This window comes from Flavobacterium sp. 3HN19-14, assembly GCF_051373205.1.
Lineage (GTDB): Bacteria > Bacteroidota > Bacteroidia > Flavobacteriales > Flavobacteriaceae > Flavobacterium.
In genome coordinates, this window is sequence record NZ_JBPPZT010000001.1 from 439,285 (window position 1) to 462,891 (window position 23,607).

At 41.4% G+C, this 23,607-nt stretch carries 25 protein-coding genes and 1 pseudogene; 10 read left to right on the forward strand and 16 right to left on the reverse strand.

Translation table 11 applies throughout. From position 1 onward, the window contains the following. Nucleotides 1-8: 8 nt before the first annotated feature. The 4 genes from ACSLFW_RS02280 to ACSLFW_RS02295 all read right to left on the reverse strand — a co-directional run bounded on the left by ACSLFW_RS02280 (nt 9) and on the right by ACSLFW_RS02295 (nt 2,117). Complete coding sequence (locus ACSLFW_RS02280) at nt 9-668, reverse strand: aspartate kinase (protein ID WP_436554468.1); 660 nt, start codon at nt 666-668, stop codon at nt 9-11. 66 nt (nt 669-734) lie between these two features. Continuing rightward, nucleotides 735-1,094, reverse strand: a complete 360-nt coding sequence (locus ACSLFW_RS02285; protein WP_436554469.1) for a YraN family protein — start codon at nt 1,092-1,094, stop codon at nt 735-737. A 53-nt stretch (nt 1,095-1,147) separates the two neighbouring features. After that, nucleotides 1,148-1,639 (reverse strand): S66 peptidase family protein, encoded by a 492-nt coding sequence (locus tag ACSLFW_RS02290; protein WP_436557358.1) that lies wholly within the window; start codon nt 1,637-1,639, stop codon nt 1,148-1,150. Continuing rightward, nucleotides 1,590-2,117 carry a S66 peptidase family protein gene (locus ACSLFW_RS02295; RefSeq protein WP_436554470.1) on the reverse strand — a complete coding sequence of 176 codons (528 nt, stop codon included), beginning with the start codon at nt 2,115-2,117 and terminating at the stop codon, nt 1,590-1,592. Before ACSLFW_RS02295 ends, ACSLFW_RS02290 begins: the two co-directional genes overlap by 50 nt. Before the next feature lie 326 nt (nt 2,118-2,443). Here ACSLFW_RS02295 and metG point away from each other — a divergent pair, with 326 nt between their 5' ends. The 4 genes from metG to ACSLFW_RS02315 are packed head-to-tail and all read left to right on the forward strand — an operon-like array spanning nt 2,444 to nt 7,308. Continuing rightward, entirely contained in the window at nt 2,444-4,513 is a 2,070-nt protein-coding gene (gene metG / locus ACSLFW_RS02300; RefSeq protein ID WP_436554471.1) for a methionine--tRNA ligase, read from the forward strand. A gap of 15 nt (nt 4,514-4,528) precedes the next feature. Then, complete coding sequence (locus ACSLFW_RS02305) at nt 4,529-5,215, forward strand: HAD family hydrolase (protein WP_436554472.1); 687 nt, start codon at nt 4,529-4,531, stop codon at nt 5,213-5,215. Continuing rightward, nucleotides 5,215-5,841: a CatA-like O-acetyltransferase gene (locus ACSLFW_RS02310; protein ID WP_436554473.1), complete on the forward strand. Its 627-nt coding sequence runs from the start codon at nt 5,215-5,217 to the stop codon at nt 5,839-5,841. Before ACSLFW_RS02305 ends, ACSLFW_RS02310 begins: the two co-directional genes overlap by 1 nt. A 51-nt stretch (nt 5,842-5,892) precedes the next feature. Continuing rightward, a complete protein-coding gene (locus ACSLFW_RS02315) occupies nt 5,893-7,308 on the forward strand; it encodes a hypothetical protein (protein WP_436554474.1) in 1,416 nt (471 codons plus the stop codon). A 98-nt stretch (nt 7,309-7,406) separates the two neighbouring features. Here the strand turns inward: ACSLFW_RS02315 and ACSLFW_RS02320 are convergent, their stop codons facing one another. Together ACSLFW_RS02320 and ACSLFW_RS02325 are read right to left on the reverse strand one after the other, a co-directional pair. Beyond that, nucleotides 7,407-7,856: an HRDC domain-containing protein gene (locus ACSLFW_RS02320; RefSeq protein WP_436554475.1), complete on the reverse strand. Its 450-nt coding sequence runs from the start codon at nt 7,854-7,856 to the stop codon at nt 7,407-7,409. A gap of 3 nt (nt 7,857-7,859) precedes the next feature. After that, nucleotides 7,860-8,192: a single-stranded DNA-binding protein gene (locus ACSLFW_RS02325; protein WP_436554476.1), complete on the reverse strand. Its 333-nt coding sequence runs from the start codon at nt 8,190-8,192 to the stop codon at nt 7,860-7,862. Between the two features lie 441 nt (nt 8,193-8,633). On the opposite strand from ACSLFW_RS02325, the gene ACSLFW_RS02330 reads away from it, so the two are divergent. The 5 genes from ACSLFW_RS02330 to ACSLFW_RS02350 are packed head-to-tail and all read left to right on the forward strand — an operon-like array spanning nt 8,634 to nt 12,545. Continuing rightward, the gene (locus ACSLFW_RS02330; protein WP_436557359.1) at nt 8,634-8,990 is read left to right on the forward strand and encodes a YfiT family bacillithiol transferase; all 357 of its coding nucleotides are present in this window, start codon (nt 8,634-8,636) and stop codon (nt 8,988-8,990) included. Nucleotides 8,991-9,000: 10 nt separating this feature from the next. Beyond that, nucleotides 9,001-9,363 carry a hypothetical protein gene (locus tag ACSLFW_RS02335; protein WP_436554477.1) on the forward strand — a complete coding sequence of 121 codons (363 nt, stop codon included), beginning with the start codon at nt 9,001-9,003 and terminating at the stop codon, nt 9,361-9,363. Between the two features lie 8 nt (nt 9,364-9,371). Then, the gene (locus tag ACSLFW_RS02340) at nt 9,372-9,950 is read left to right on the forward strand and encodes a M28 family peptidase (protein WP_436554478.1); all 579 of its coding nucleotides are present in this window, start codon (nt 9,372-9,374) and stop codon (nt 9,948-9,950) included. Further along, nucleotides 9,916-11,730: a M28 family peptidase gene (locus ACSLFW_RS02345; RefSeq protein WP_436554479.1), complete on the forward strand. Its 1,815-nt coding sequence runs from the start codon at nt 9,916-9,918 to the stop codon at nt 11,728-11,730. The genes ACSLFW_RS02340 and ACSLFW_RS02345 overlap by 35 nt, the downstream gene beginning before the upstream one ends. Before the next feature lie 14 nt (nt 11,731-11,744). Then, a complete protein-coding gene (locus tag ACSLFW_RS02350) occupies nt 11,745-12,545 on the forward strand; it encodes an SDR family oxidoreductase (RefSeq protein WP_436554480.1) in 801 nt (266 codons plus the stop codon). A gap of 74 nt (nt 12,546-12,619) precedes the next feature. Here ACSLFW_RS02350 and ACSLFW_RS02355 read toward each other — a convergent pair whose 3' ends face one another. The 10 genes from ACSLFW_RS02355 to ACSLFW_RS02400 form a co-directional block, all read right to left on the reverse strand. After that, a complete protein-coding gene (locus tag ACSLFW_RS02355; RefSeq protein ID WP_436554481.1) occupies nt 12,620-14,497 on the reverse strand; it encodes an OmpA family protein in 1,878 nt (625 codons plus the stop codon). A 19-nt stretch (nt 14,498-14,516) separates the two neighbouring features. Beyond that, on the reverse strand, nt 14,517-15,440 hold the full coding sequence (locus ACSLFW_RS02360; protein WP_436554482.1) for a PorP/SprF family type IX secretion system membrane protein: 924 nt from the start codon (nt 15,438-15,440) through the stop codon (nt 14,517-14,519). A gap of 71 nt (nt 15,441-15,511) precedes the next feature. Continuing rightward, nucleotides 15,512-16,138: a gliding motility-associated C-terminal domain-containing protein gene (locus ACSLFW_RS02365; protein ID WP_436554483.1), complete on the reverse strand. Its 627-nt coding sequence runs from the start codon at nt 16,136-16,138 to the stop codon at nt 15,512-15,514. An 87-nt stretch (nt 16,139-16,225) separates the two neighbouring features. Further along, entirely contained in the window at nt 16,226-18,052 is a 1,827-nt protein-coding gene (locus tag ACSLFW_RS02370) for a choice-of-anchor L domain-containing protein (protein ID WP_436554484.1), read from the reverse strand. Nucleotides 18,053-18,072: 20 nt separating this feature from the next. Further along, nucleotides 18,073-18,759 carry a hypothetical protein gene (locus ACSLFW_RS02375; protein WP_436557360.1) on the reverse strand — a complete coding sequence of 229 codons (687 nt, stop codon included), beginning with the start codon at nt 18,757-18,759 and terminating at the stop codon, nt 18,073-18,075. After that, complete coding sequence (locus ACSLFW_RS02380; RefSeq protein ID WP_436554485.1) at nt 18,732-19,244, reverse strand: hypothetical protein; 513 nt, start codon at nt 19,242-19,244, stop codon at nt 18,732-18,734. Before ACSLFW_RS02380 ends, ACSLFW_RS02375 begins: the two co-directional genes overlap by 28 nt. Before the next feature lie 26 nt (nt 19,245-19,270). After that, complete coding sequence (locus tag ACSLFW_RS02385; RefSeq protein ID WP_436554486.1) at nt 19,271-19,522, reverse strand: hypothetical protein; 252 nt, start codon at nt 19,520-19,522, stop codon at nt 19,271-19,273. A 114-nt stretch (nt 19,523-19,636) separates the two neighbouring features. Then, on the reverse strand, nt 19,637-20,221 hold the full coding sequence (locus ACSLFW_RS02390) for a hypothetical protein (protein WP_436554487.1): 585 nt from the start codon (nt 20,219-20,221) through the stop codon (nt 19,637-19,639). A gap of 439 nt (nt 20,222-20,660) precedes the next feature. Further along, entirely contained in the window at nt 20,661-21,062 is a 402-nt protein-coding gene (locus ACSLFW_RS02395) for a fibronectin type III domain-containing protein (RefSeq protein WP_436557361.1), read from the reverse strand. After that, entirely contained in the window at nt 21,035-22,297 is a 1,263-nt protein-coding gene (locus ACSLFW_RS02400; protein ID WP_436554488.1) for a choice-of-anchor J domain-containing protein, read from the reverse strand. The genes ACSLFW_RS02395 and ACSLFW_RS02400 overlap by 28 nt, the downstream gene beginning before the upstream one ends. Before the next feature lie 248 nt (nt 22,298-22,545). Here ACSLFW_RS02400 and ACSLFW_RS02405 point away from each other — a divergent pair. Then, a pseudogene (locus ACSLFW_RS02405) lies at nt 22,546-23,303 on the forward strand (UDP-2,3-diacylglucosamine diphosphatase). Nucleotides 23,304-23,607: the final 304 nt, after the last annotated feature.

Sequence of the window (23,607 nt, forward strand, 5' to 3'; positions counted from 1 at the left end):
GAATTTACCTACAAGGTTTTCAAATCCTTAATCACCTTAAACGCCACATCTACATCCTGATCGCTTACCAAAATCGTAAACTCATAAGACGTAGAAATCACTTCATTAATAATAATCCCTTCCCACGCCAAACGCTGGAAAATAAAGTAATAAACGCCCGGAGTTGAAACGTTGTCTTTCGGTAATTTTATCGTAATTGACGCGAGATTGTCGAATTTATGCAGCAGTTTTTCACCTGAAAAATGTTTGTCAACCAGGTGGCTTACGCTTTCGCTGACGACGATATTGGTTTCGCTTACGCCTCTTGACGAAGTATAAAAAATATCAGAATAACTGTTGATCTCAGAAATCAGATCGGCTTGTTTGTTGAGGATGGTGTCAGAAACCGCGAAAGTGAAATCTGATAATGAAGAACGTACGGTAATTTCACCTAAATTCTTTAAAACCTTTACTATTTTGTGGTTCAAACGAAAATCGAGGTCTTCGGAAAGGCGTTTTAAAGCCATTACAATTGCGCCTTGTTTGACGTCTTTGCCCAATTCGCTTTGCAATTCCGGCAGCATATTTCTGGATAATGAGGTAAGGTTGATGATGCCTTGCGAAAGCGCACTTAGTAAGAATGGCTTAGTTTTAATGTAGTTTTCGACTACAGATGAGATTGTTTTCATGATATAGTTTGTAGTTGTGTGTGTTGCAAACATACAAATAAAAAACAATTTGTTACAAATATAACATCAAAAATGATAAAATGCATTTTCTAAATGTTCTAAAATAAATTCGCTGTTTTCTTTGTGAATTGCAATAATGTCGAAACGCACTTCCACCTCCAAATCATTTGAGACTACATATTCGTTGATTGCCTTTAGCAGAAGCTGGATTTTCTTGGGTTTGACAAAATCCTGCGGCAATCCAAAATCAGTGGTAGAACGGGTTTTAACTTCGACAATTGCTAATACATTGTCTTTCTGGGCAATGATATCGACTTCGGCTTTCTGGAAAATCCAGTTGGTTTCGAGGATTTCGTAGTGGTTTTGCTGTAGAAATTCCACAGCCATTTTTTCTCCGAGTTTGCCCAGTTCGTTGTGCGTAGCCATATTTAGTGATCAGTATTCGGTGGTCGGTAATCAGTTGCAGTTTGCGGTTAAGCTCATTCGAATTTGACAGTCGAACCTTTGTCATTGACTTCAACAAAAACGGTTTTCCCGAAAATCATCGCGCGATTGTCTTTTATATGTCCTGCAGGAAAATTATAAATCACCGGGAAATCATAATCTTTAAAAACATCCTGCACGATTTCGAGTGCGTTTTTGCCCCACGGAATGTCGTTGTCTTTCATTTCGGTCATGCCGCCGACAATTACGGCTTTCACGCCATCAAAATAACCGTTGCGTTTGAGGTTGAACATCATACGGTCAATGTGGTATAAATATTCGTCGAGGTCTTCAATGAAAAGGATTTTTCCTTTGTAATCAATCGCAGATTTTGAACCGAGAATGCTGTATAAAACGGATAAATTTCCACCAACGAGCTCACCTTTGGCTTTGCCTTTTCGATTGAATTCATGTGTCGGAAGCGTATACGATAATGCTTCACCAAATAGCGATTTGTATAATGTTGAAATGGCCTTCCGGAGTTGCAGTTTTGGTGCTGATAGCCATCATCGCATGAATGGTCTCAATGCCCATATTGTTAAGATGGCTGTGCAAAACTGTCACATCGCTGAAACCGACAATCCATTTTGGTTTCTTTTTGAAATTCGTAAAATCGATTCTGTCGATGATTCTCACGGTTCCGTAACCGCCTTTGGCTGCCCAGATGGCTTTTATTTTCGGGTTGTCGAGCATTTCCTGAAAGTCTGTAGCACGTTGCCAGTCGGCTCCGGCGAGCTGGTGGTCTTCTTTGCCGATGGTTTTTCCGATGACGACGTGCAGTCCCCAACTTTCCATAAGTTTGATTCCCGGCTGCAATGTGGCGAGGTCGATCTTTCTGGCGGTGGCTAAGATGGCTACAGTGTCGCCTTTTTTGAGGAATTCCGGTGTGATCATTTTTCGTTGTGCTTGTGTGGTTTGGAAAAAAAATCCAATGGTGAATATCAGATAAAATAATGGATTTTTCATTTCTTGGTATTGTGTCACAAATATAAAAGTTATTGGAACGCAGACAACGCGGATGGGCGCAGATTTTCGCCGATTTCTCATTTTGTGCAGCTATTTTCCGGCGAAAAACTTCCTGCCCCGATAGAAGAGGAAATCCTTTTGTTTTTTTCTTTAAAAAACAAAAGATTGTAACGGATTGCTTCGCCAGTTAGGCAAAAAAAGCCTTGGGTGCGGGAAATTGCCCCTAAAAAATAAAGTTACAATCCTATTTCTGAAACTTTGAAACTTTGAATCTTTGCAACTTTGCAACTTCAAAATCCTTATTTTTGCAATCAATTAAATTAATTATGCTACAAAATCCTAAACGATATACGATTACCGCGGCGCTGCCTTACACGAACGGCCCGATTCACATTGGTCACTTGGCCGGCGTTTATGTGCCTTCCGACATTTATTCGCGTTACCTGCGCGGGCAGGGCAAAGATGTGGCTTTCATTTGCGGCAGCGATGAGCATGGCGTTGCGATTTCGATGAAAGCGAAGAAAGAAGGGATTACACCGCAGGAAGTCATTGACAAATATGACGGAATCATCAGGAAATCTTTTGCGGATTTCGGGATTTCATTTGATAATTATTCACGCACTTCGGCTAAAATCCACCATGATACAGCTTCGGAATTTTTCAGGAAATTGTATGATGCAGGACAATTTATTGAAGAAACAACCGAACAATTATATGACGCGAAAGCAGATCAGTTTTTAGCAGACCGCTTTGTGACGGGAACCTGTCCGAAATGCGGTAATGAAGAAGCTTATGGCGACCAGTGCGAAAGATGCGGCTCGACTTTGAATGCGACCGATTTGATCAATCCGAAATCTACTATTACAGGTGAAACGCCAATTTTAAAGGAAACCAAACACTGGTTCTTGCCTTTAGACCGTTATACAGAATTTTTAACCGAATGGATTTTAGTCGGACATAAAAACGACTGGAAGCCCAACGTTTATGGCCAGGTAAAATCGTGGATTGACGGCGGATTAGAACCTCGTGCCGTGACGCGTGATCTTGATTGGGGCATTGATGTTCCGGTTGAAGGCGCCGAAGGCAAAAAATTATATGTGTGGTTTGATGCGCCGATTGGTTATATTTCTTCTACGAAAGAATGGGCGCAGCGCGAAGGAAAAGACTGGGAACCCTATTGGAAAAGTGCCGATACGAAATTGGTACATTTTATTGGAAAAGATAATATCGTATTTCACTGCGTGATTTTTCCGGCGATGCTGAAGGCAGAAGGGACTTATATTTTGCCTGACAATGTTCCGGCGAATGAGTTTTTGAATCTGGAAGGCAATAAACTTTCGACTTCGAAAAACTGGGCGGTTTGGCTGCATGAATATTTGGAGGAATTTCCGGGCAAGCAGGATGTTCTGCGTTATGCTTTGACATCGAATGCGCCGGAAACCAAGGATAATGATTTTACCTGGAAAGATTTCCAGGCGAGAAATAACAATGAACTCGTTGCCATTTTTGGTAATTTCATCAATCGCGTTGTGGTTTTGACCAATAAATATTATGATGGAATTGTTCCGGAACCGGGAGAATTAAGTGAAATTGACCAAGCCACATTGACAGAAATGCGGGCTTATCCGGCGGTGATTTCGAGTTCTGTTGAAAGATACAGATTCCGCGAAGCGTTGGGCGAACTGATGAATGTAGCGCGTTTGGGAAACAAATACCTCGCCGATGAAGAACCCTGGAAAATCGTCAAGGACAATCCGGAGCGCGTTAAGACGCAGATGTATGTGGCTTTACAAATCGCGACCGCATTGAGCGTTTTGTCTGAACCGTTTTTGCCTTTTACTTCTGAAAAGCTCAAAAAAATGCTCGGCGTTCATCCAAGTCCGCCGGAAGTAAACGATTGGGATGAAGTGGCAAAAGACCAGCATATCTTATCCCCGGGCACGAAAATCGGTGCAGCGGAATTGCTTTTTGCTAAAATTGAGGACGAAGAAATCCAGAAGCAAATCGATAAACTCGAGACTACAAAAACAGCGAATATCGCTGAAAATAAAAAAGCTGAACCTCAGAAGGAGACCATCCAATATGAAGATTTCGCAAAAATGGATTTGCGTGTCGGTACGATTATTGAAGCAGAGAAAATGCCAAAAGCCAATAAGTTGTTAGTATTGAAAGTCGATACCGGAATTGATGTCAGAACGATTGTTTCAGGCATTGCAGAGAGTTTTACACCGGAAGCAGTCGTTGGACAAAAGGTAACGGTGTTAATAAATCTGGCGCCAAGGAACCTGCGCGGCGTCGAAAGCCAGGGCATGATTCTGATGACCAATAATGCAGAAGGAAAACTGGTATTTGTAAATCCTGATGCAGAAGTTGGGAATGGGGAAACCATTAATTAATCTGCCATAAAATATATGAAGTTACAAGTAATCGCTTTCGATGCTGACGACACTCTTTGGGTCAATGAGCCTTATTTTCAGGAGACTGAAGAAAAATTCTGTGAGCTGATGGCGCCTTATTTGTCGCGGCATTCATTGTCACAGGAGCTTTTCAAGACTGAAATCGATAACCTGAAATTATACGGATATGGCATAAAAGGTTATATCCTTTCGATGATTGAGGCCGCAATGAAGATTTCAAATAATACTATCAGTATCGAAATTATTGAAAAGATTATTCAATACGGCAAGGAATTGTTGGAACGACCGATTGAATTGCTTGACGGCGTTGAAGATGTTCTTGACTCTCTGAAGGACAAGTACAAACTCGTTGTAGCTACCAAAGGCGATCTGCTTGATCAAAGACGAAAGCTTCATAAATCCGGGCTTGGCGGTTATTTTCATCATATAGAAGTAATGTCTGACAAGCAGGAAGAAGATTATATTGATTTATTGAAACGTCTTGAAATTCCGGCTGCCGATTTCATGATGGTCGGAAATTCACTGAAATCGGACATTTTGCCGGTTTTAGGAATTGGCGGTCATGCGATTCACATTCCGTTTCATACCACTTGGGCGCACGAACGCATTGACCACAAAGTAGAACATGCCAATTTCAAGGATTTTGAAAAAATCACTGACGTGCTGGCTTTTATACCATAATGAAACAAATTTTAGATCTTAAAAACTGGCCAAGGGCTACTCATTTTGAATTTTTTCGAAAATTTGAAGAGCCTTTTTTTGGTGTTACAGTAACTATCGATTGCACGAAAGCTTATGAAAATGCTAAAGTTTCAGGAAATTCATTTTTCCTTTATTATCTTCACAAAACGTTAGCAGCCGTAAACAGCATCGAATCTTTTCGTTACAGGATTGAAAACGATTCGGTTGTGGTTTATGATACTGTTGATGTGTCGGCGACAATCAGCCGTGAAGATGGCACGTTTGGGTTTTCATATATGAAATACCATCCGGATTTGGGCATTTTTGTAAAAGGAGCATTGACAGAAATTGAACGCATACAGCATACGCCGGGACTACTTACAAGGGAATTTACAGAAGAAAACCTGATTCATTTTTCTGCGATTCCGTGGATTGACTTTACATCGATTTCACACGCACGCAGTTTTAGTTTTGCAGACAGCAGCCCAAAGATTTCCTTTGGAAAAATGACTGAGGTGAATGGAAAACGCACGATGCCAATGTCGGTTCATGTGCACCATGGTTTGATTGACGGTTTACATGTTGGTCAGTTTACAGATCGTTTTCAGGAATTGATGAATTTGTAATTCTTGTTATTCTGATTACTATTTATGTTATGCGTGACTGAAAATTCAGCTATGAAAAAAATCTTATTCATTTTAATTGCGCTCTTTTGTGTTAATGGTTTTGGCCAGACCATACTTTCATCCCATTATCTGAAACTGAATAAGCCTGTTTCGAAACAACAATTCTTAACTGCCGTAAATAAAGGCAATCAACAAGTATTTGTATTTGCTTCAGACAAAGAAAACCAGACTTGCTACAAATACAATAGTGCTTTATTCTATAAAGACAGCCTGAGTACTCTACGCCCTGACAATGACGAGTACGCATCATTATCGGGTTTTAGTTTTGATAAAGCCGGAAACCCTGAGATCTACTGGACTTCCGACGATTACAAAAAAATCCTTGCATCACATTATGATTTCGAAAGTAAAAAGGCAACTTCTATTCCATATACATTGGATTTTAATGGAGAAGAAATCACAAACAGCTTCAGTGAGAACAATATTTTTTATGTAATTACTTTAGAAAAAACAAAGCCATTATTGAAAATTTATATGCTCCATGATGGGCAAATGGAGGTGAAAACGCTTGACTTTTCCCCATATAGTTTTATCGATAATGACAATAGCATAGTCGGTTTCGAGAAAATAATTGAACGAAATCCTATTGAGAAGGTTGACACAAAAACTTTAAATCCATTGTTGACAGGCGTTAGCAAATCTAAACTTTATGTGTATGATGATAAATTTGTTCTTGCACTAGATTACAATACGGCTTTGACCCAAGTTTTAGAAATCGATCTGTCAACATTTTCAATTTCTGAGAAATCAGTTGTGAAACCGGTATTAAAAAAAGCAGCAAAGTCCAATTCTTATTACATGGATGGCAAACTTTACCAGTTCGTAGTTAATGATACCGAAATGGCTTTGTCGGCAATTGATTTAAACACTGGTGTTTTACCGTTAAAAACATACAATATTTCTGAGAACGATTCAATTGCATTCAGCAACTCGCCTTTGTATTCTCAAACCGGAAACCATCGTTCACGAGAATTGAAAAACACTAAAAAATTCCTGCGCAGAGTTAGCGATTCAGATATCGGTTTAACGGTTTACAAAACCCCTAATGACATCCTGCTGACTGTAGGCGGAATACGGGAAGTGGCTTCGACAGGAGGCATCATTTTAGGCGTTACTGTGGGTGTAGGGATGGTAATGACCGGGACTGGTGCGCCAATTGACGGATTGCTTGACAACGAAACACAGGCTGTTTATTTTGAAGGCCTTTTCGACGAGAGTTTTGAGCATAAAAATCTTGAACAGCAGCGTTTGGCTTCTGATTATATCTCGCAATTTCTCCAGGATCATTATGCCATTTCAAATGAAATCATTTTTCCTTACAAAGATTTTTTCATCATGGGATATTATGATTCAGACGCAAAGCAGTATATCATGCGCAAATTTCGTGACGACGGGTTTAACGATTAATGAGGCCACCGAATCACGAACTCAGTTCACACGACATATCCTCATCATTCGAATCTGTGAAACAGTGGCCATTTTGCAATCGCTTTTACCTTCAAATTCTAAGATTGTGCTTGTAGAATCGCAATTATTTCTTCTCCGTATTTTAGGGTCTTCAAGTCATCAAAACCTTTGATTTTCCTTAATCGTTGTATAGATTCCGGATTTTGTAATACCGCATTCATCAATTCAGAATTGTGGGCAATGGCGTAAGCCGGAAGATTTAAATCTGACGATTTGTTATTCCTCCATTGTTTTAAAAGGCTGAATGTTTGCTGCTGTTCCCTAGTCAGCTCCTTTTCAACTGCAGTTACGGCAGTTGATTCGCGGAACACTGGAATTGCTTCCTCTTCTTCATAATGAACCAATACTGACCAATGCGCACTTTCTGATTCAACAAAATGCACAGAAGATTTTTTAAACGCAACTGTCGAAAGAAAATCATTGAGGCGGTTCTGGTCAAACACAGTTTGTTCAGCATCGATGCTGATTGTAAAAAGCTGGATTTTCATGCATTACTTCCCTAACAATAAAAGCTCATTCACCACTACCTCTGTTAAATAGCGCTTTTCTCCGTTTTTGTCATCGTAACGCCTGTGTGTGAGTTTGCCTTCAATGGCGATTTCTTTGCCTTTATTTACATATTTCTCGATGATTTCAGCTACTTTCCCCCAAGCTACTATCCTATGCCATTGTGTTTCTTCGACTTTCTCGCCTTTATCATTTTTATAGACGTCGTTCGTAGCGAGTGTGAGATTGGCGACTTTTCTGCCTTCACCTATAATTTTGACTTCAGGATCATTGCCAACATGGCCGATCAATTGTACTTTGTTTTTTAATGCATTCATGGCGTGTAAAAATTAAATTGTTATTGTTAAATGATTGCCGATCAATTTCCCATCGACACTGCAAAGGTGTAGTTGCAAAACAATATTATTCGGTAATAAAGCATTTAGTTTCGTTTGTAGTTATTTGTACTCGTTTACAAATGGATATTTGATTGATATTCAGCAATTATTCTCTTATTTTTGACTGTAAAATCAGCATAAAATTTTCAAATCGACGCCAAATAAGAATCTTAATTTAAACCAAAATCAAATGAAAGAAAATTTTAACCTTGAAAAACTCAGGTTTCCAATCGGTATTTTCGAATTTCCGGAAACTATTGAGCCCACACAATTACTTCTATGGATTGCCGAAATTGAATCATTCCCAAATCGGATCAAAAACCTCAGCCAGGATCTCATCCCCAAAAACTAAACTGGCGCTACCGCCCCGATGGCTGGGCAATAAAACAAGTTGTACACCATTGTGCTGACAGCCATATGAATTGCCTTGTGCGTTTCAAACTTACATTAACAGAAGAAACGCCAACGATAAAACCGTATGACGAATCAAAATGGGCAACATTGAAAGACAGCTTAAACGACGACATTTCCGATTCACTTAAAATCATCGAAGGCATACATGCAAAATGGGTAATACTTTTAAAAAGCATGAATGAAAAGCAATTTTCAAGGCGATTTTTCCATCCGGAAAGCCAAAAAACTTTTGCGCTTGATGAAATTACAGGCTTCTATGCATGGCATTGCAACCACCATTTGGCACACATCGAACAGGCTTTGTCTCATAAAAATCAATTTTAAAATGTTTATTATGAGAAAATGTCTGGAATGCAGCGAAAAAATAGCCGGTCGCGAAGATAAGAAATTTTGCAGCGACGGATGCCGGAATGCGCACAACAACAGGATCAATAGGGACAGCAATAATATCATGCGGACAATCAACAACAAATTGCGAAAGAATTACCGCATTTTAGAAGATATGAAACCTGAAGAAAAAGTGAAAATTTCAAGAAGCAAACTTCTCAATAAAGGCTTTGATTTTGAATTTTTCACCAACATTCTGCGCACAAAAACGGGAAGCACTTATTATTTTATATACGATTATGGCTACTTAGAACTTGAAAATGACGTTTTTATGCTGGTTAAGAATCGAAATCTGATTAATTATTCCTAATTTTCAGCATGAAAAAAAATTACACATCATTACTTTCTGCCTTTTTGCTTTTGGGCTTTATTTACTGGGTGTTTTGGGCACTTATGCCGCAATCTGTATCAGATCAGCCAGTTCCGATGTCAGAATTTTCAACCAAAAGAGCGCTCGAACAAGTCGCAATTTTATCAAAAGCACCTCATTATGTCGGCTCTGAAAACCACAAAACCGTTGAACTTTACATAAAAGAGGAACTTCAAAAATTTGATATTGATGTTCAGGGACAGGAAGGTTATACCCTTACCGATTGGGGAAATCTCGTAAAGTCAAGAAATATAATCGCACGCATTCCCGGTACCGGCGGCGGAAAAGCTTTACTACTGCTTTCCCATTATGACAGCGCGCCACATTCCAAATCAAAAGGCGCCAGTGACGATGCCGTTGGAGTTGCGACAATTTTAGAAGGCGTTCGCGCTTTCCTTCACAATAAAACACCGCATAAAAACGACATCATCATTATGTTTTCGGATGCCGAAGAACTCGGACTGAATGGTGCAGCAAATTTTGTAACACGCCATGAATGGGCAGAGGAAGTCGGATTGGTCACTTAATTTCGAAGCGCGAGGCAGTGCCTGCCCTTCTTACATGCTGATGGAAGTCAACAAAGGAAATGCCGCGATGGTGAAGGAATTTACGGCTGCAAATCCGCATTATCCCGTCTCGAATTCGCTGATGTATAGTATTTACAAAATGCTACCTAACGATACCGATCTCACTGTTTTCAGGGAACAGGGAAAAATTCAGGGCTATAATTTTGCTTTCATCGACAATCATTTCAATTATCATACGCAGCAGGACGATTTGCAGCATCTGGCGCCAAATACATCAGCACATCAAGGCAGTTACTTAATGCCTTTGCTGCAGTACTTTTCGAATTCTGATTTGAGCCGGCTTGATTCAGATGAAGATTTTGTTTATTTCAACACGCCTTTCAATTTCATAAGTTATCCATTTTCATGGAATTTACCGTTATTGGTTGTCGCTTTCGTATTGTTTTTGGGGTTGATTTTTGTCGGAATCGGAAAACGTGTCTTGCATTTCAAGGATATTCTGAAAGGATTTATCCCACTGCTAGGATCACTTTTTTCTGCCGGATTGGTTACTTTTTTCGGATGGAAATTGATGCTGATTCTATATCCGCAATATAACGACATTTTGCACGGATTTACGTATAACGGACATTCTTATATTGCTGCTTTCATAGCCTTGAGTCTGGCTTTTGCCTTTTGGTTTTATAAAAAATTTGCCGAAAGAAGTAAAATGATGGACTATTTTGTAGCGCCATTATTGCTGTGGTTCATCATCAATACCGGAATTGTTTTTGCTTTGCCGGGTGCAGGATTTTTTATCATTCCGTTGTATTTCGGATTGATTTCTTTGGGTTATTTCATCATTACTCAAAAAACCAACCGGATTTTATATACGATTTTAGCTTTTCCGGCGGTTGTTATTTTAGTGCCGTTTATAGTTATGTTCCCAATTGGTCTCGGGCTGAAAATCCTGTTCGGAAGCGCGATTCTGGTTATCCTGACTTTTACTTTATTACTGCCGGTTTTGGGTTTATTTTCCAAGAAAGGAAACTGGTCATTCCTGATGGCGTTAATCGCTTTGGGCTGTTTTATAAATGCACACCTGAATTCCAATTATGAATCCGGTAAAGCCAAGCAGAATAGTCTTGTTTATATGTTTGATGCTGATAAAAACAAGGCATTCCTAACCACTTATGATGTCAATTTAGACGACTGGACTAAAGGTTATTTAGGCGAAAATCCGAAGACGGCAGAAGCTTTAAATGGTGAAAAATTATTCAGCAAGTACAATTCCGTCTTTACATTCATGGCAGATGCGCCGGTTAAAACACTGCAAAAGCCAACCATTACATTTGTAAAAGATACTGTTGTTGGTGACTGGCGTTACCTGAAAATCGCGATTTCGCCTAACCGAAAAGTCAACCGCTACGATATTTTTGCAGATTTAAAGATGAATTTACAGCATTTCAAAGCCAATGACGTTTCGGCCTTGGGCGCTAAAAATTCAATATATAAAAGAAAAGACAGAAAAATCCTTTCGTATTATGTTGTCGACAATGAACCTTTGGAAATGCAGTTTACGATTGAAAAAAACACAAAACTTGACATGTCGCTGCTGGAATCATCATTTGATTTGCTCGAAAATTCTGAGTTCAGCGTTGCGCATCGCGCCGACTGGATGATGCCGACGCCTTTCGTCCTTAATGATGCCGTTGTTATTAAAGAAAAAATCAAACCTGGCCAAAATCAATTTACCGGAATCCTATACCGAAGTTTATCGGAGCGCCCCAACCGTTGTTGACACCTTACATATCAATGAAGAATATTAGTATCCTCGGTTGCGGATGGCTGGGATTTCCGTTGGCGCAAAAATTATTGCAGTCTGGATTCGGCGTAAAAGGTTCTACGACTTCTCCGGAAAAAATAAAATTACTCGAAGGAATTGGAATTTTACCTTTTTTAATTTCGCTTGACGCGGATGGAATTCACGGAGAAATCGACGGGTTTCTTTCGGAATCAGATCTATTGATTATTGATATTCCTCCGAAATTACGCGGCTCCGAAGCACAAAGTTTCGTTTCAAAAATTGAAAATTTAATTCCGGAAATTGAAAATTCGGGTGTTGGGAAAGTGATTTTTATCAGTTCGACATCCGTCTATGCCGATGATAATTCAGTAATCACTGAAGCTTCGAAAACAAATCCGGACACGGAATCCGGCAGGCAACTGCTCCAGGCAGAATCGATTTTAAAAAACAATAATAATTTTAAAACTACGATTTTACGTTTCGGCGGACTGATTGGCGAAGACCGTCATCCTGTAAAATTCTTATCTGCAAAGGATGATGTTGAAAATCCCGAAGCACCCATAAATTTAATCCATCAGGACGATTGTGTCGGAATTATCCTGAAAATCATCGATGCCGATTGCTGGAATGAAATTTTCAATGCCGTTGCGCCATTCCATCCTTCGAGAAAAGATCATTATTCCGCGAAAGCGTTGCAGATGGGATTGAAACCGCCACATTTCAATGAAAATCCATCTTACGGAAAAACTGTCGATTCGAAAAAATTAATCGAAATGCTGGATTACAATTTCATCCATAAATCTCTTTAAACTCCAAAAGAAATCCCAAATTCCAAGTATTTTTCAATTGGAATTTGGGATTTATAATTTGAATATTCTTCCTGTTATTTCTTCACGATAACAAACTCACTTCGCCTGTTCTGAGCGTGTTGTTCTTCGGTACAGGCATCTTTACAATCAACTTTCGGTTCGCTTTCGCCATAACCTTTTCCTGAAATGCGCGCTTTATTTACGCCTTTAGAAAGGATATATTGTACGGTCGATTTTGCCCTTCTGTCAGAAAGATTCATGTTGTATTGGTCGCTTCCGCGGTTATCCGTGTGCGATTTTACCAAAATGGTCATTTCCGGATATTTGTTCATCGCCTGGACAGATTTGTCCAGCTCAAAAGCGCCCTCTTTGGTAATATTGCTTTTGTTGTATTCGAAATAAATATCGTTAAGCACGACCACGTCCGGCGTAATGATTTTCTCGATTGGCTGCAAATTAGCTGCAACCGGTACTTTTCCGCCTTTGCTTTTTGCGACTGGGAAAACGGCACTTTCGTAATCGTCTTTCGTAACCTGAATACTGAATTCTTTGTTACAATCTACCAGATACGAAACCTCACCGTTTGCACCTGAAATCTTGGTTTCGATGATGTTTTTGCGGTCGTCAAGGATTGAAACTTTTGCGTCGGCTAATAGTTTTCCGGTCAAAGCGTCTTTTACTGTGGTGTTGATTTCAACGGTACAAACCGGCGTTGCCTGATAGATATTGTCGTTTCCATCGCGATTACTTGAGAAGAATCCGATGTTTTTTGCAGTGTTAAAACTGAAGGCGAAATCGTCTTTCGGTGAGTTGATTGGAAGTCCGACGTTAGTGGCCTCTGCACCCAACTTATTCAAATCAAGCATGAAAACGTCAAGGTTTCCGAAGCCTTTCTTACCGTCTGAAGAAAAGAAAAGTACATTATCATCAGTGATTGACGGGAAGCTTTCGTTTCCTCCGGTGTTGACAGATTTACCAAGATTTTGTGGTGTCCCGAATGTTCCACTTCCGTCAACTGTAACTTTCCAAATGTCTATGCCTCCTTCGCCGCCCGGCATATCAGATGAGAAATATAGCGTCTTGCCGTCTTTACTTAAACTTGGATTACTGACAGAATAGGTTTTGTCGTTGAACGATACTTCAGCCATATCGCCCCATTTGTCGCCATTTTTAGTAGCTTTAAAAATATAAACCTGGCCTTGTTTTGCTTTGTTTTTCTTGTCTTTTACAAATTCCTTTTCTTTGAAACTTTCGCTTGCAAAATACATCGTATTGCCGTCGGCGCTGATTGTTGCCTGTCCGTCATGCCATCTGCTGTTGATTTCTACAACGGGTTCAGGTTTAGAGAATGTACCATCTGAACTCATAATCGATTTATATAAATCTAAGAATGGCTCTTCGTTCCAGCCGTATTTTTTACCGCTTTTGTTTCTTGCGGTTGCGAAATACAAATAGTTGTCATTTGACAAAACCGCTCCGAAATCAGATTGATCACTGTTGACAGTCATCGTTTTCAAATCGTACAGCTTTTGCTGGTTCCTTAATTTTGGAAGGTAATTTGGGTCTTTCTTAAACTCGATTGCCCTTTGGTCATTCGGTGCTTTTGCTGCGAATGTTGCCATTTGTTTATTCGACTCTTCGTATTTGCTGTCTGATTTCAGCATTTGCGCGTATTTGTAGTAAGTTTCGGCATCCTGAGGCGTTTCAATAACTTTCGCATACCACCTTGCCGCCTCTTTATAATTGAAGACGTTGTAATAGCTTTCTGCTAATTGCTTGTAAACATATGGGTCGCCTTTGCCGTTGTCAACTAATTTTTTGTAAGCGTCTGCGGCGTCAACATATTCCAATCTGTTATAAAGCTTGTCTGCAGCTTCTGTATCCTTATTCTGAGCCTTGAGCGATGTTGTACCTGCCAACACTAAACTCAATAATATATATAGTTTTTTCATTATCTGTAGTGGGTTTAGGTTAGAAATATCTTGGTGAACGTGATACCTTTTTCGGGAAGTTCAAATCGAACAACAGGATGATCTCGTGTGAAGATGTAGTTGCAACCTTCAAATCCGAGATCACATGGTCGTAGGCATATCCTATCCTCAACGATGGCGTGATGGCATAGTTCACCATCCCGCTGAAGCTGTCGTCTACCCTGTATGATGCACCGATCTCGAATTTCTCATTGAACAAAAAGTTCGTCGATACGTCAAGTGAGCTCGGTGAGTTGAAGGCCGATTTAAGCATCGCGAATGGCTTGAACTTGATGTTCGGGCTCAGATCGAATACGTAACCTCCCGTGATGAAGTAATGCTGCGTCTCCGTACCGTATTTCACGCCGTCGTAATCAAGGTGGTTCGCCTTGAGCATGTTCGGAACCGAGGCAGCGAAGTACCACTTGTTCGTATAAAGGAACAATCCCGAACCGATGTTGAAGTAGACGTTGTTGCTGTCCTCGCTGAACCCGAGGTCATCGCCCTGCGGAAGCGTGCCGTCGTTGATGTCGCTGAAAAGCCCGATCCTCTGGAAGGTTGCCCCTGCCTTGAGTCCGAGCCCTAACTTCAGTTCACCTCCAAGGTTCAGCGTGTAGGAGAAATCCGCGTAAGCGTTCTGCTCATTCACAGGGCCTATCTTATCGGAGATAAGCGAAAGTCCGATACCCACGTTCTTGCCCACAGGTGTCGATCCCGAGAACGAGAAAGTCTCCGGGGCGCCGTCTACATTCACCCACTGCTTGCGATAAAGGAGCCCAAAGGAAAGGTTCTCCTTGGAGCCCGCATAAGCAGGGTTGATAACGTTCATATTATACATATACTGCGTGTAGTGCGGATCCTGCTGGGCCTTCACATCCGCAAGGGACAGAAGTGCGATCAGGGCTGCTAGATATATTTTCTTCATTGTAAGTTTGTTTGGTTATACCGGCCTTGGTTCTGCCCTTGGCCGGCATAGTATTTAATTGCTGTTGCTAGTTATCTGTTGATGTAGATCCATCCTGTGTCCTGCTTGCCATCCATCTTGTCTATGACATAGAAGTAGGTAGCATCCGGGAGCTCCTCGCCTGAATTCGACTGGCCTTTCCACTCATTCTTGTAGTTGGCCAGCTGGTAAACCTCCGTTCCATACCTGTTGTAGATCGTAAGGTGTTTCACATTAAGAACTGTCAGGTCGAAGAAATCATTCTTGCCGTCGTTGTTTGGCGTGATACCTTTCTGGATTGCGCAACTGATGTCGTTAAATAACTGTGAGTAAGTTGCACTACATCCTGTATCCTTAGAAGTCACAACAACAGTATACTCGCCTGGCGCCGTAATGGCAACTGCGTCAGGAGAATCTGTCGCGGTAAACGTAGACGGACTCCAGTCAAAAGTACTGTTGAGTACATCGAAAGAACCGCTGGCACTGGTTACACTAATTACGAATTTATTGGATTCACAACCGCCTTCAAGGCCGACGGTGAATTCCGGGATAATTGTAACACTTGTAGTCGTATCGAACGGCGCACAACCTTCAGGTGCGGCAAGACTATATGTGATGGTGTATGTTCCGGAGTTACTGCTGCTTGGCGTAATGGCTCCTGAATTTTCATCAATTGTCAAACCTGACGGAGAAGCTGTATAAGTCCCTAAAGATGGCGCACTGTTTGTAACACTTACCGCGCCAATATCTGATTTACAGAATGAAGGTCATCCAACATAAGAAATCTCACCGCTTAATGGCGCGTTGATTGTAATTGTTGCTGTTGCTGTTGCAAATCCGCAAATACCTGCATTGACATCATTAGTAATGATGTATATCCCTTGCGGACTCGCCAGATTAATAACTCCGGTTGATGCATCAATAAGTAATGTTGAAGGATTGGCCGTAAAGTTACCTGCAACACCTCCACCTGTAAAAGTTGGTGCAGCAGAACCGCCATCGCTACAGAAAATGCCTGTTGTTCCGTAATTAAAAGCCGCTACCGGCAAAGCTGTAATTGTAACGCTGAATGTTGCTGTTACCTCTCCACACCCGTTGGCTGCGGCAATCGTATTGGTAATCAGGTAAGTTCCGGCATCGCTTCCTCCAAGGTCGATTTCTCCGGTTGTTGTATCAATGAATACAAGTCCGGTTGGGGCAGAGAAAATTCCAGCCACTCCATCTCCTGTAAAAGTCGGTGTCGGATTGGCTTCATTCTTACAATACTCTACAGCAAACGCAAATGTTGCAACAGGTAATTTCGTAATTACTATCGTTGTTTCAGCAATTACTTCTGCACATCCGCCTGAAGCGGTGATGGTATTGCGGACAGTATAAGTGCCTTCAGGGCTTGACAAATCAACTAATCCTGTAGTCGCATCGATAATTAAATCGCCTGTAGCTTCTGAAAAAACACCCGCAACACCATCCAAAGTTGGCAACGGATCAGTTCCGTTAGAGCAGTAAGGCGTGCCCGGATAAGTAAATGTTCCTATCGGCGGGTCGGTGATTTGCAACTGGAATGACACTACATGATTACAACCGGTTGCAGTGTTGTTGACCCTGACGTAAATGGTTTGTCCGTCGGTTCCTTCGAATGCGGTTGAAGTTGTAATATTGTTATCTGCATTTGCAAGCGCATCAGATTCTAACAGGTAATATTTAAAATCATGCGGGGTTGTATAAGGTACTGAAAGCGCCATTTCATTATCTGTCAGATTGAAAACAGCAGTAGCTGTATTGACGCATTTGCTTAATGTTGCAGGAGCGCCAGGAGCTGGCTCTACGTAATATTCAACAACTTTAGTATCAGTTTGTATACATGGAACACCTATTTGTTGTGCTGCCACGGAATAAGTACCTGATGTTGTTACACTTAAAGTCGATCCTGTTTCATTTGGAATCACGCCGTTAAGGTCTGACCACACAAACGTATAATTTGCCGGATTCGGTACATTCGCATCAAGTACTATCGCTTCTCCGTCACAAACGGCATTCCCTGATGAAAGCAATAAATCTTCTCCCAATTCAGGTGGGTTTCCGATTGTAAATTTACCGATGAATATCGCTGAGTCAAACGCTGAGTCATTTCTGTCGGCAATTACCAGCTTGATGTGGTACAATTGCCCGATGGTAACATCTGATTCAGCAGTCATTTTTACGGTAGTTCCATTAAAATTAACCGGAGCTGCAATAGCTGGAACGCCAAGATCGCCATAGTAATTGTCAAAATATTCTACATTAGAGTCAAGTGGCGGATCACAAAAAGCATTATAAAGTCCGTCGCGAATCGTCACTACTGAAATCGGGTCATCTGTTCCGGGAACCAATGCAAGATTCGTGGTCGTGTTTGTTGAGTTATTCGTAAGCAGAAAAGCAAACGCATCTGAGAATTCACATTGATAAGTTCCATATTCTTCCGATGCAAAAACAAAAGGAAAAGTAATATGATCGAGATATGGCGTAAAGTCAAATTCGATAATGGTTGCATTTTGTGGGTTCATTTGCTGGCCGGTTGCCGCGACAACCACATCATTAATATCATCATCGCCCAACCATGCACCATTACCATCTCCTAAAACTGTAAGATTTGGGCAGCTTTTGCATTTGCCGCAGTTCCTGTTGAAAGGATTACGCCTTCATCCATCGGAAATAAAGAATCTCCCTTATTAAAATATCCGATCCCGTTAAAGCCCTGGGCTGTTCCGGTCCTGTAGGTGATGTTCGTTACGGTTGCGCATTGTTCATTTACATTAATCAATTTATCCATTACCAGGTCTTCTACTGTAAAGGTTTCCGGCGGCACGGTATTATAAGCAGTAGAACTTGAATAAATCGGAGGTGGTACTTTAATAATACAGAAATCATAAGTGATGTCCTGTAAAGCATTCGATGCAGACCAAACCCTGATATAGTAAGTATCTCCTACAATCAGGTTTTCAGGGCTGCTTTCATCAGCATCACTGCAATACAATAAAGTAAGGCTATCGCAGGTTCCATGATAAAGCGAATGTACAATATCTGTACTGGTTCCCTGAATATTGCTGAATGTGATGATTTGCTTGGCGCTGTTGGCGGTAAATTTATACCACACGTCATCATCTTCTGTTCCGGCACAGGTACTCAGTGGCACTGTCGTTGGCGTAGCCCCGGTAATTGATCCCGAATTGAGAACGGTACAATCTAATCCTGTATTTACATTGGCAGTAATCGCGGTTGCACATTCATCATTGGTTATCGGATCAGGCGTAGTGATACAAATCTTATAGTTGGCAGATTGCGTGGCGTTGCCTCCATTAGTATATACTCTGAGGAAGTAAGTTTGCCGGGCACCAGATTATTGGCAACACTTATATTCGGATTGCTGCAATATAATTGTGTAAGCGAATTACAATCTGCTCCCGAATATAAAGTATGATTGATATCTGTAGTGCTTCCGGTAATTTCACTGAAAGTGATGATGTGAATTGCAGAAGTGGCTACAAACTTATACCACACATCATCATCGCTATTGCCCTGGCAGACAGGCGATGTATTTGGCAATGTACGTGTTGCACCCAAAGTTGAACCATTGGCAGATTCAACACAATCTCTTGTTGGATTCACCGGAACCATAAAGGCACCTGCGCAATCATCATTTTCAGGCTTTGTGGTAAATGTTTTAGGATTAAGGATGGTCGATGTACCAACATCTGTTGGCGAACATATCGCTCTTACATAGTAAATGTAGGCTGTTCCTGCCTGCAATCCGGTAATTTCGATTGGGTGTGTATTTACGATGTAATAAGGCGACCCGTAGTTGTGCTCAAAGGCTGTCCGTTAACCGGAAGCGCAGAACCTACAGGCACGGCATAAATTTCCCATTGTGTTGCGCTGCCGCTTTCTACCCAATCCAATGTGGCGGAATGTTGCTGAACACTGTCGGTTACAACAGAAAGTGCCGTCGGTTTAGGACACGTTGGCGGCGTACAGTTTCCATTCGAAGCATACAAAACTGTCAGCGGTGTTCCCGATTCCTGGTTCATAAGTATAAATGATATCTGTAAATGGATTCTGGATTGTAAAGCCTATTTCATCTGGTTGGTTTCCGGCAACACTCCAGAACACATCAAAAGGTATTCCGTCACAAATAGGAACGGTTACGGTAGTTGGCCCGCTCCGGAAATCGAAGCGCCGATTGTTGCAATTACAATACCATTGTGTCTTATCTGCATGCGCCCATTGTTCCAGCCATTGCTTCCTGTATCTGTTAATACAAATTTATAATTACACTTGTCTGCGGCATCACAGGTAACGGTGTTGAATTTTGTAAATGGCACCCAAACACTCTGGTCTGTTGCCGAACAATAGGTGCGCACATAGGCATAATAAATAGTGGCTTGCGACAGATCATTTACAGTGTACGTAGTTGTTGTGATATTAGTGTATGTTGGCGGGGTAGTATTTTCCGGAAGCGTTGCAGGCGGATTTGGTCCGGGAATTATTAACATCTCCCAAATAGTATCTGTTGGTAACCCAGGCGTCCAGCTGAAAGTTGCTCCGGTAAGTGTAATACTTGCGAGAGGCACTTGTGGGTTTGTAGGTTTAAAGCAAGTAGGCAATGTTGTAAATGTTCCGGCAGTTGACCATGGAGAAGGCGACGGGGAACAATTTACTCTTACATAAACATCATAACTATGATCAGGCAATAACGGAAGTGTCGTAATAAGCGGTTTCTCCGTCACGTCGTCATAAGTAGGAACAGTATCGGCATTGGGCGCCGGGCTTCCTGCCGGTACTACATAAACGTCCCACGAAGTAGTTGATGGCGCTACCCAGTCGATGGTCGCACCGGTAGTCGTGATATCAGTAAAAGTGACATTGGTCGGAGCGATATCGCATCGCGGCGTATCACAGTTAACCGTATTGCTGTAAAGGCTTTCACCTGCTGTTCCCGTACCTGCCGGTTTTGTAAAAATGGTCTGTCCGAATGAATTGATGATGGCAACAATACATTGCTGAGGTTGTGTTCCGGCTACGCTCCAATATAAATCAAATGGAACGCCGTTACATAACGAAACCGGGATGTCTATAGGCTAGGCACCCGAATTATAAGTAGATCCGATAGTCGCAACAACGATACCATTCTGTCTTACCTGCATTCTGGCACCACCCCATCCATTATTAGCCGAATCGGTCATTCGGAAAATATGCTGACATGCATTGGTCGGGTCGCATATCAAAGTATCGAAATAAAACGGTTACTGCCCAGGCTGTATATATTCCTGAACCCGGTACGCATTCCGCCCTTACCCAGAATTGGTATTGGTGTGCAGGTACTAAACCGGTTTTGGTGTAAGAAGTTGTTCCGGTGATATAATCATACGTTCCGGTGTTTGATGGAATCGCAGCACCCAAATCCTGCACCGCAACCTGCCACGAAGAAAAATCTGCAGTACTCGTCCATCCAAGCGTTGCCTGATTCAGCTCAATAGCCGTAGCTGTTCCTGCGGTTGGTTTCGGGGAGCAGTTTTCATATTGAAGTACAAAGGTATAACCTATAGACTGTGTAGTTCCCCGGAAGATATTACAAAATAATAAGTACTTCCGGCAGTAACTGCCATGTTAAATGTTCTTACTGTAACGGCGGCATTTGCAAGACCAGCGATACAGCTTGTGCCAATATTTGCACATGATGAATATACAAACACAGAAGAATTTGTAGAAGTTGCCCCAATTGGCGTCATTGTAACGCTGATGAGGCCGTCTGTAGTTGCGGTATAGCTGTAAAACACCTCATTTCCCTGGAGATAATTCGTGCCAGACGGAGTCGCATTACATTGCGTCCCTTGTACCGTGTCAACCTCATCACCAAAATTGGCCGTATTGCCGCTTGTAGAATACGGTAACTCGCCCACGACAATCGGATCGGCACAAACAGAGCCAATCGGAAGTGTACAAAACAAAAGCGGCCCTGCCCAATCACTGGTATTGTCTGCCGCACAAACCGATCTTACCTGATATTTATAACAGGTTCCCGGCGTTAAAAGCGTAGCAGTATAGGATGAAGGCGTAGTCGTACTTGAAAATGCTGTTGCAACACCAGTAAATTCTGCATTCTCGGGCACGATTTCAATCTCAAAATTAGTTGAAGTACTGGTATTGGTCCAATACATGCTGGCAGAAGTAGAAGCTATACTGCCCGGCACAATGGCAAGATCTATAGGCTTTTTACATTTTTCAACGATTTTCACATCGTCAACCAGCCATCGGTCGCCAGATCTTTGCGTTTCAGGCTGTGTGTAAACCCTTACGAACGCAATGTAAATCGGCACATTGATATAAGCATCCGGAATATCGAAACTTTTTTCAACATAGGCTGTAATATCACCATTAAGATCTGTGAGTTCTGCTTCCGACCATTCCTTCACAATCGTAAAGGCATCAAGATTGTTCTGGGCCGCATTGGCAGAAATCCGAATCTGGTATTTTGTCAACTGATCCGAATTTTGCGTTTGCCTGGTAAAGAAACGCAACTGGCCATTTGGATTGATGGTAATCTGCTTTGTAATCAGCAAATCTTCTTCCGTGTTGCCCATCCCAATCTGCTCGTTGTTCACAAAAGCCGCATTCGGGTCTGTATGCGCCGGATACGCCGCTGTATTAAGCTGCCATTGCTGGGTTTGCGCCGTTTCAACTCCGTTGACCCTGCTCTTTATGAGCCAGTCTGCGGGCATTCCGGCATCAAAGTTTTCATTCAGCTGGCCATAACTGACAGCGCCGAATAAAAACAACATTAATAATAAGGTAATTTTTTTCATGCAATGAAAAGATTTAGTGTTTTGATATAGTTTGTAGGTATTAAATCCAAATTTAAGGAAATTTTATAATAAAAACAGAAATCAAAATTATTTAACAAAATCCAAATTATCGGGCTTTTATGTAACATTTTTGTGAATAATCCACTTAATTGTTGAGATATTTCAAAAAAATGTGTTTTTCTAAAATGATTCGATTTTTAAACAGAACCAATGAACATTTCCTATCTTTGGTTTTTGCAAATTTAAGAATGGAGCATTTCCACGATAAAAAAATATATTTCGCTTCCGACCAGCACTTTGGCGCACCAACGGCAGCACTCAGTTTTCCCGCGAACAAAAATTTGTCGCCTGGCTCGACGAGGTCAGACAAGATGCCGAAGCCATTTTTCTTTTAGGTGATCTTTTCGACTTTTGGTTTGAATATAAAACCGTCGTACCGCGAGGATTTGTAAGGATTTTAGGAAAACTCGCCGAAATCCGCGATAGTGGTATCCCGATTTATTTCTTCGTCGGCAACCACGATTTATGGATGTCTGATTATTTCGAGAAGGAACTTAATATTCCCGTTTACTACGATAACCGCGAATTTACTTTCCACGGTAAAACCTTCCTGATTGGCCATGGAGACGGGAAAGGCTCAGGCGACAAAGGTTATAAAAGGATGAAAAAAGTATTCACCAACCCGTTTTCAAAATGGCTCTTTCGGTGGCTGCATCCTGATTTGGGCGTAAAATTAGCACAGTATCTTTCTGTCAAAAATAAGCTGATTTCAGGCGATTCAGATGTGAAGTTTCTGGGCGAAGAGAACGAATGGCTCGTGTTGTATGCCAAAAGGAAACTCGAAACAAAGCATTACGATTACTTTGTTTTCGGGCATCGCCACCTTCCGATGAAGATTAATGTGGGAGAAAATTCGGAATACGTGAATTTAGGAGATTGGATTGGTTATTTCACTTACGGCGTCTTCGACGGAAAAACTTTCGACATCAAAGAATTCAAAAATTAATTCCTTCCAATTCCAGACAAATATGCCTGGAGATTTATCCTGAACAAAGTGCCTTCCACCAGATCTTTAATAGATTCCAATTCCTGCATTGTCACCGCCAAATCGATTTGTGGGCAAGGCGTTTGCAATAAAAACCGCGCGCATTGTTGCTTTATTTTACAGTCGTCGCAGCAATGGTTTTTTGAAGCACTTTCTGCAATCAGGCCGATAAAACAATCAAGCTCATCAACCGTAAAATGAAATCCGGTTTCCTTAAAGACAAGCTGAACGCGATCAGCAGCGACTTCTTCCCGATTTTTCTAGT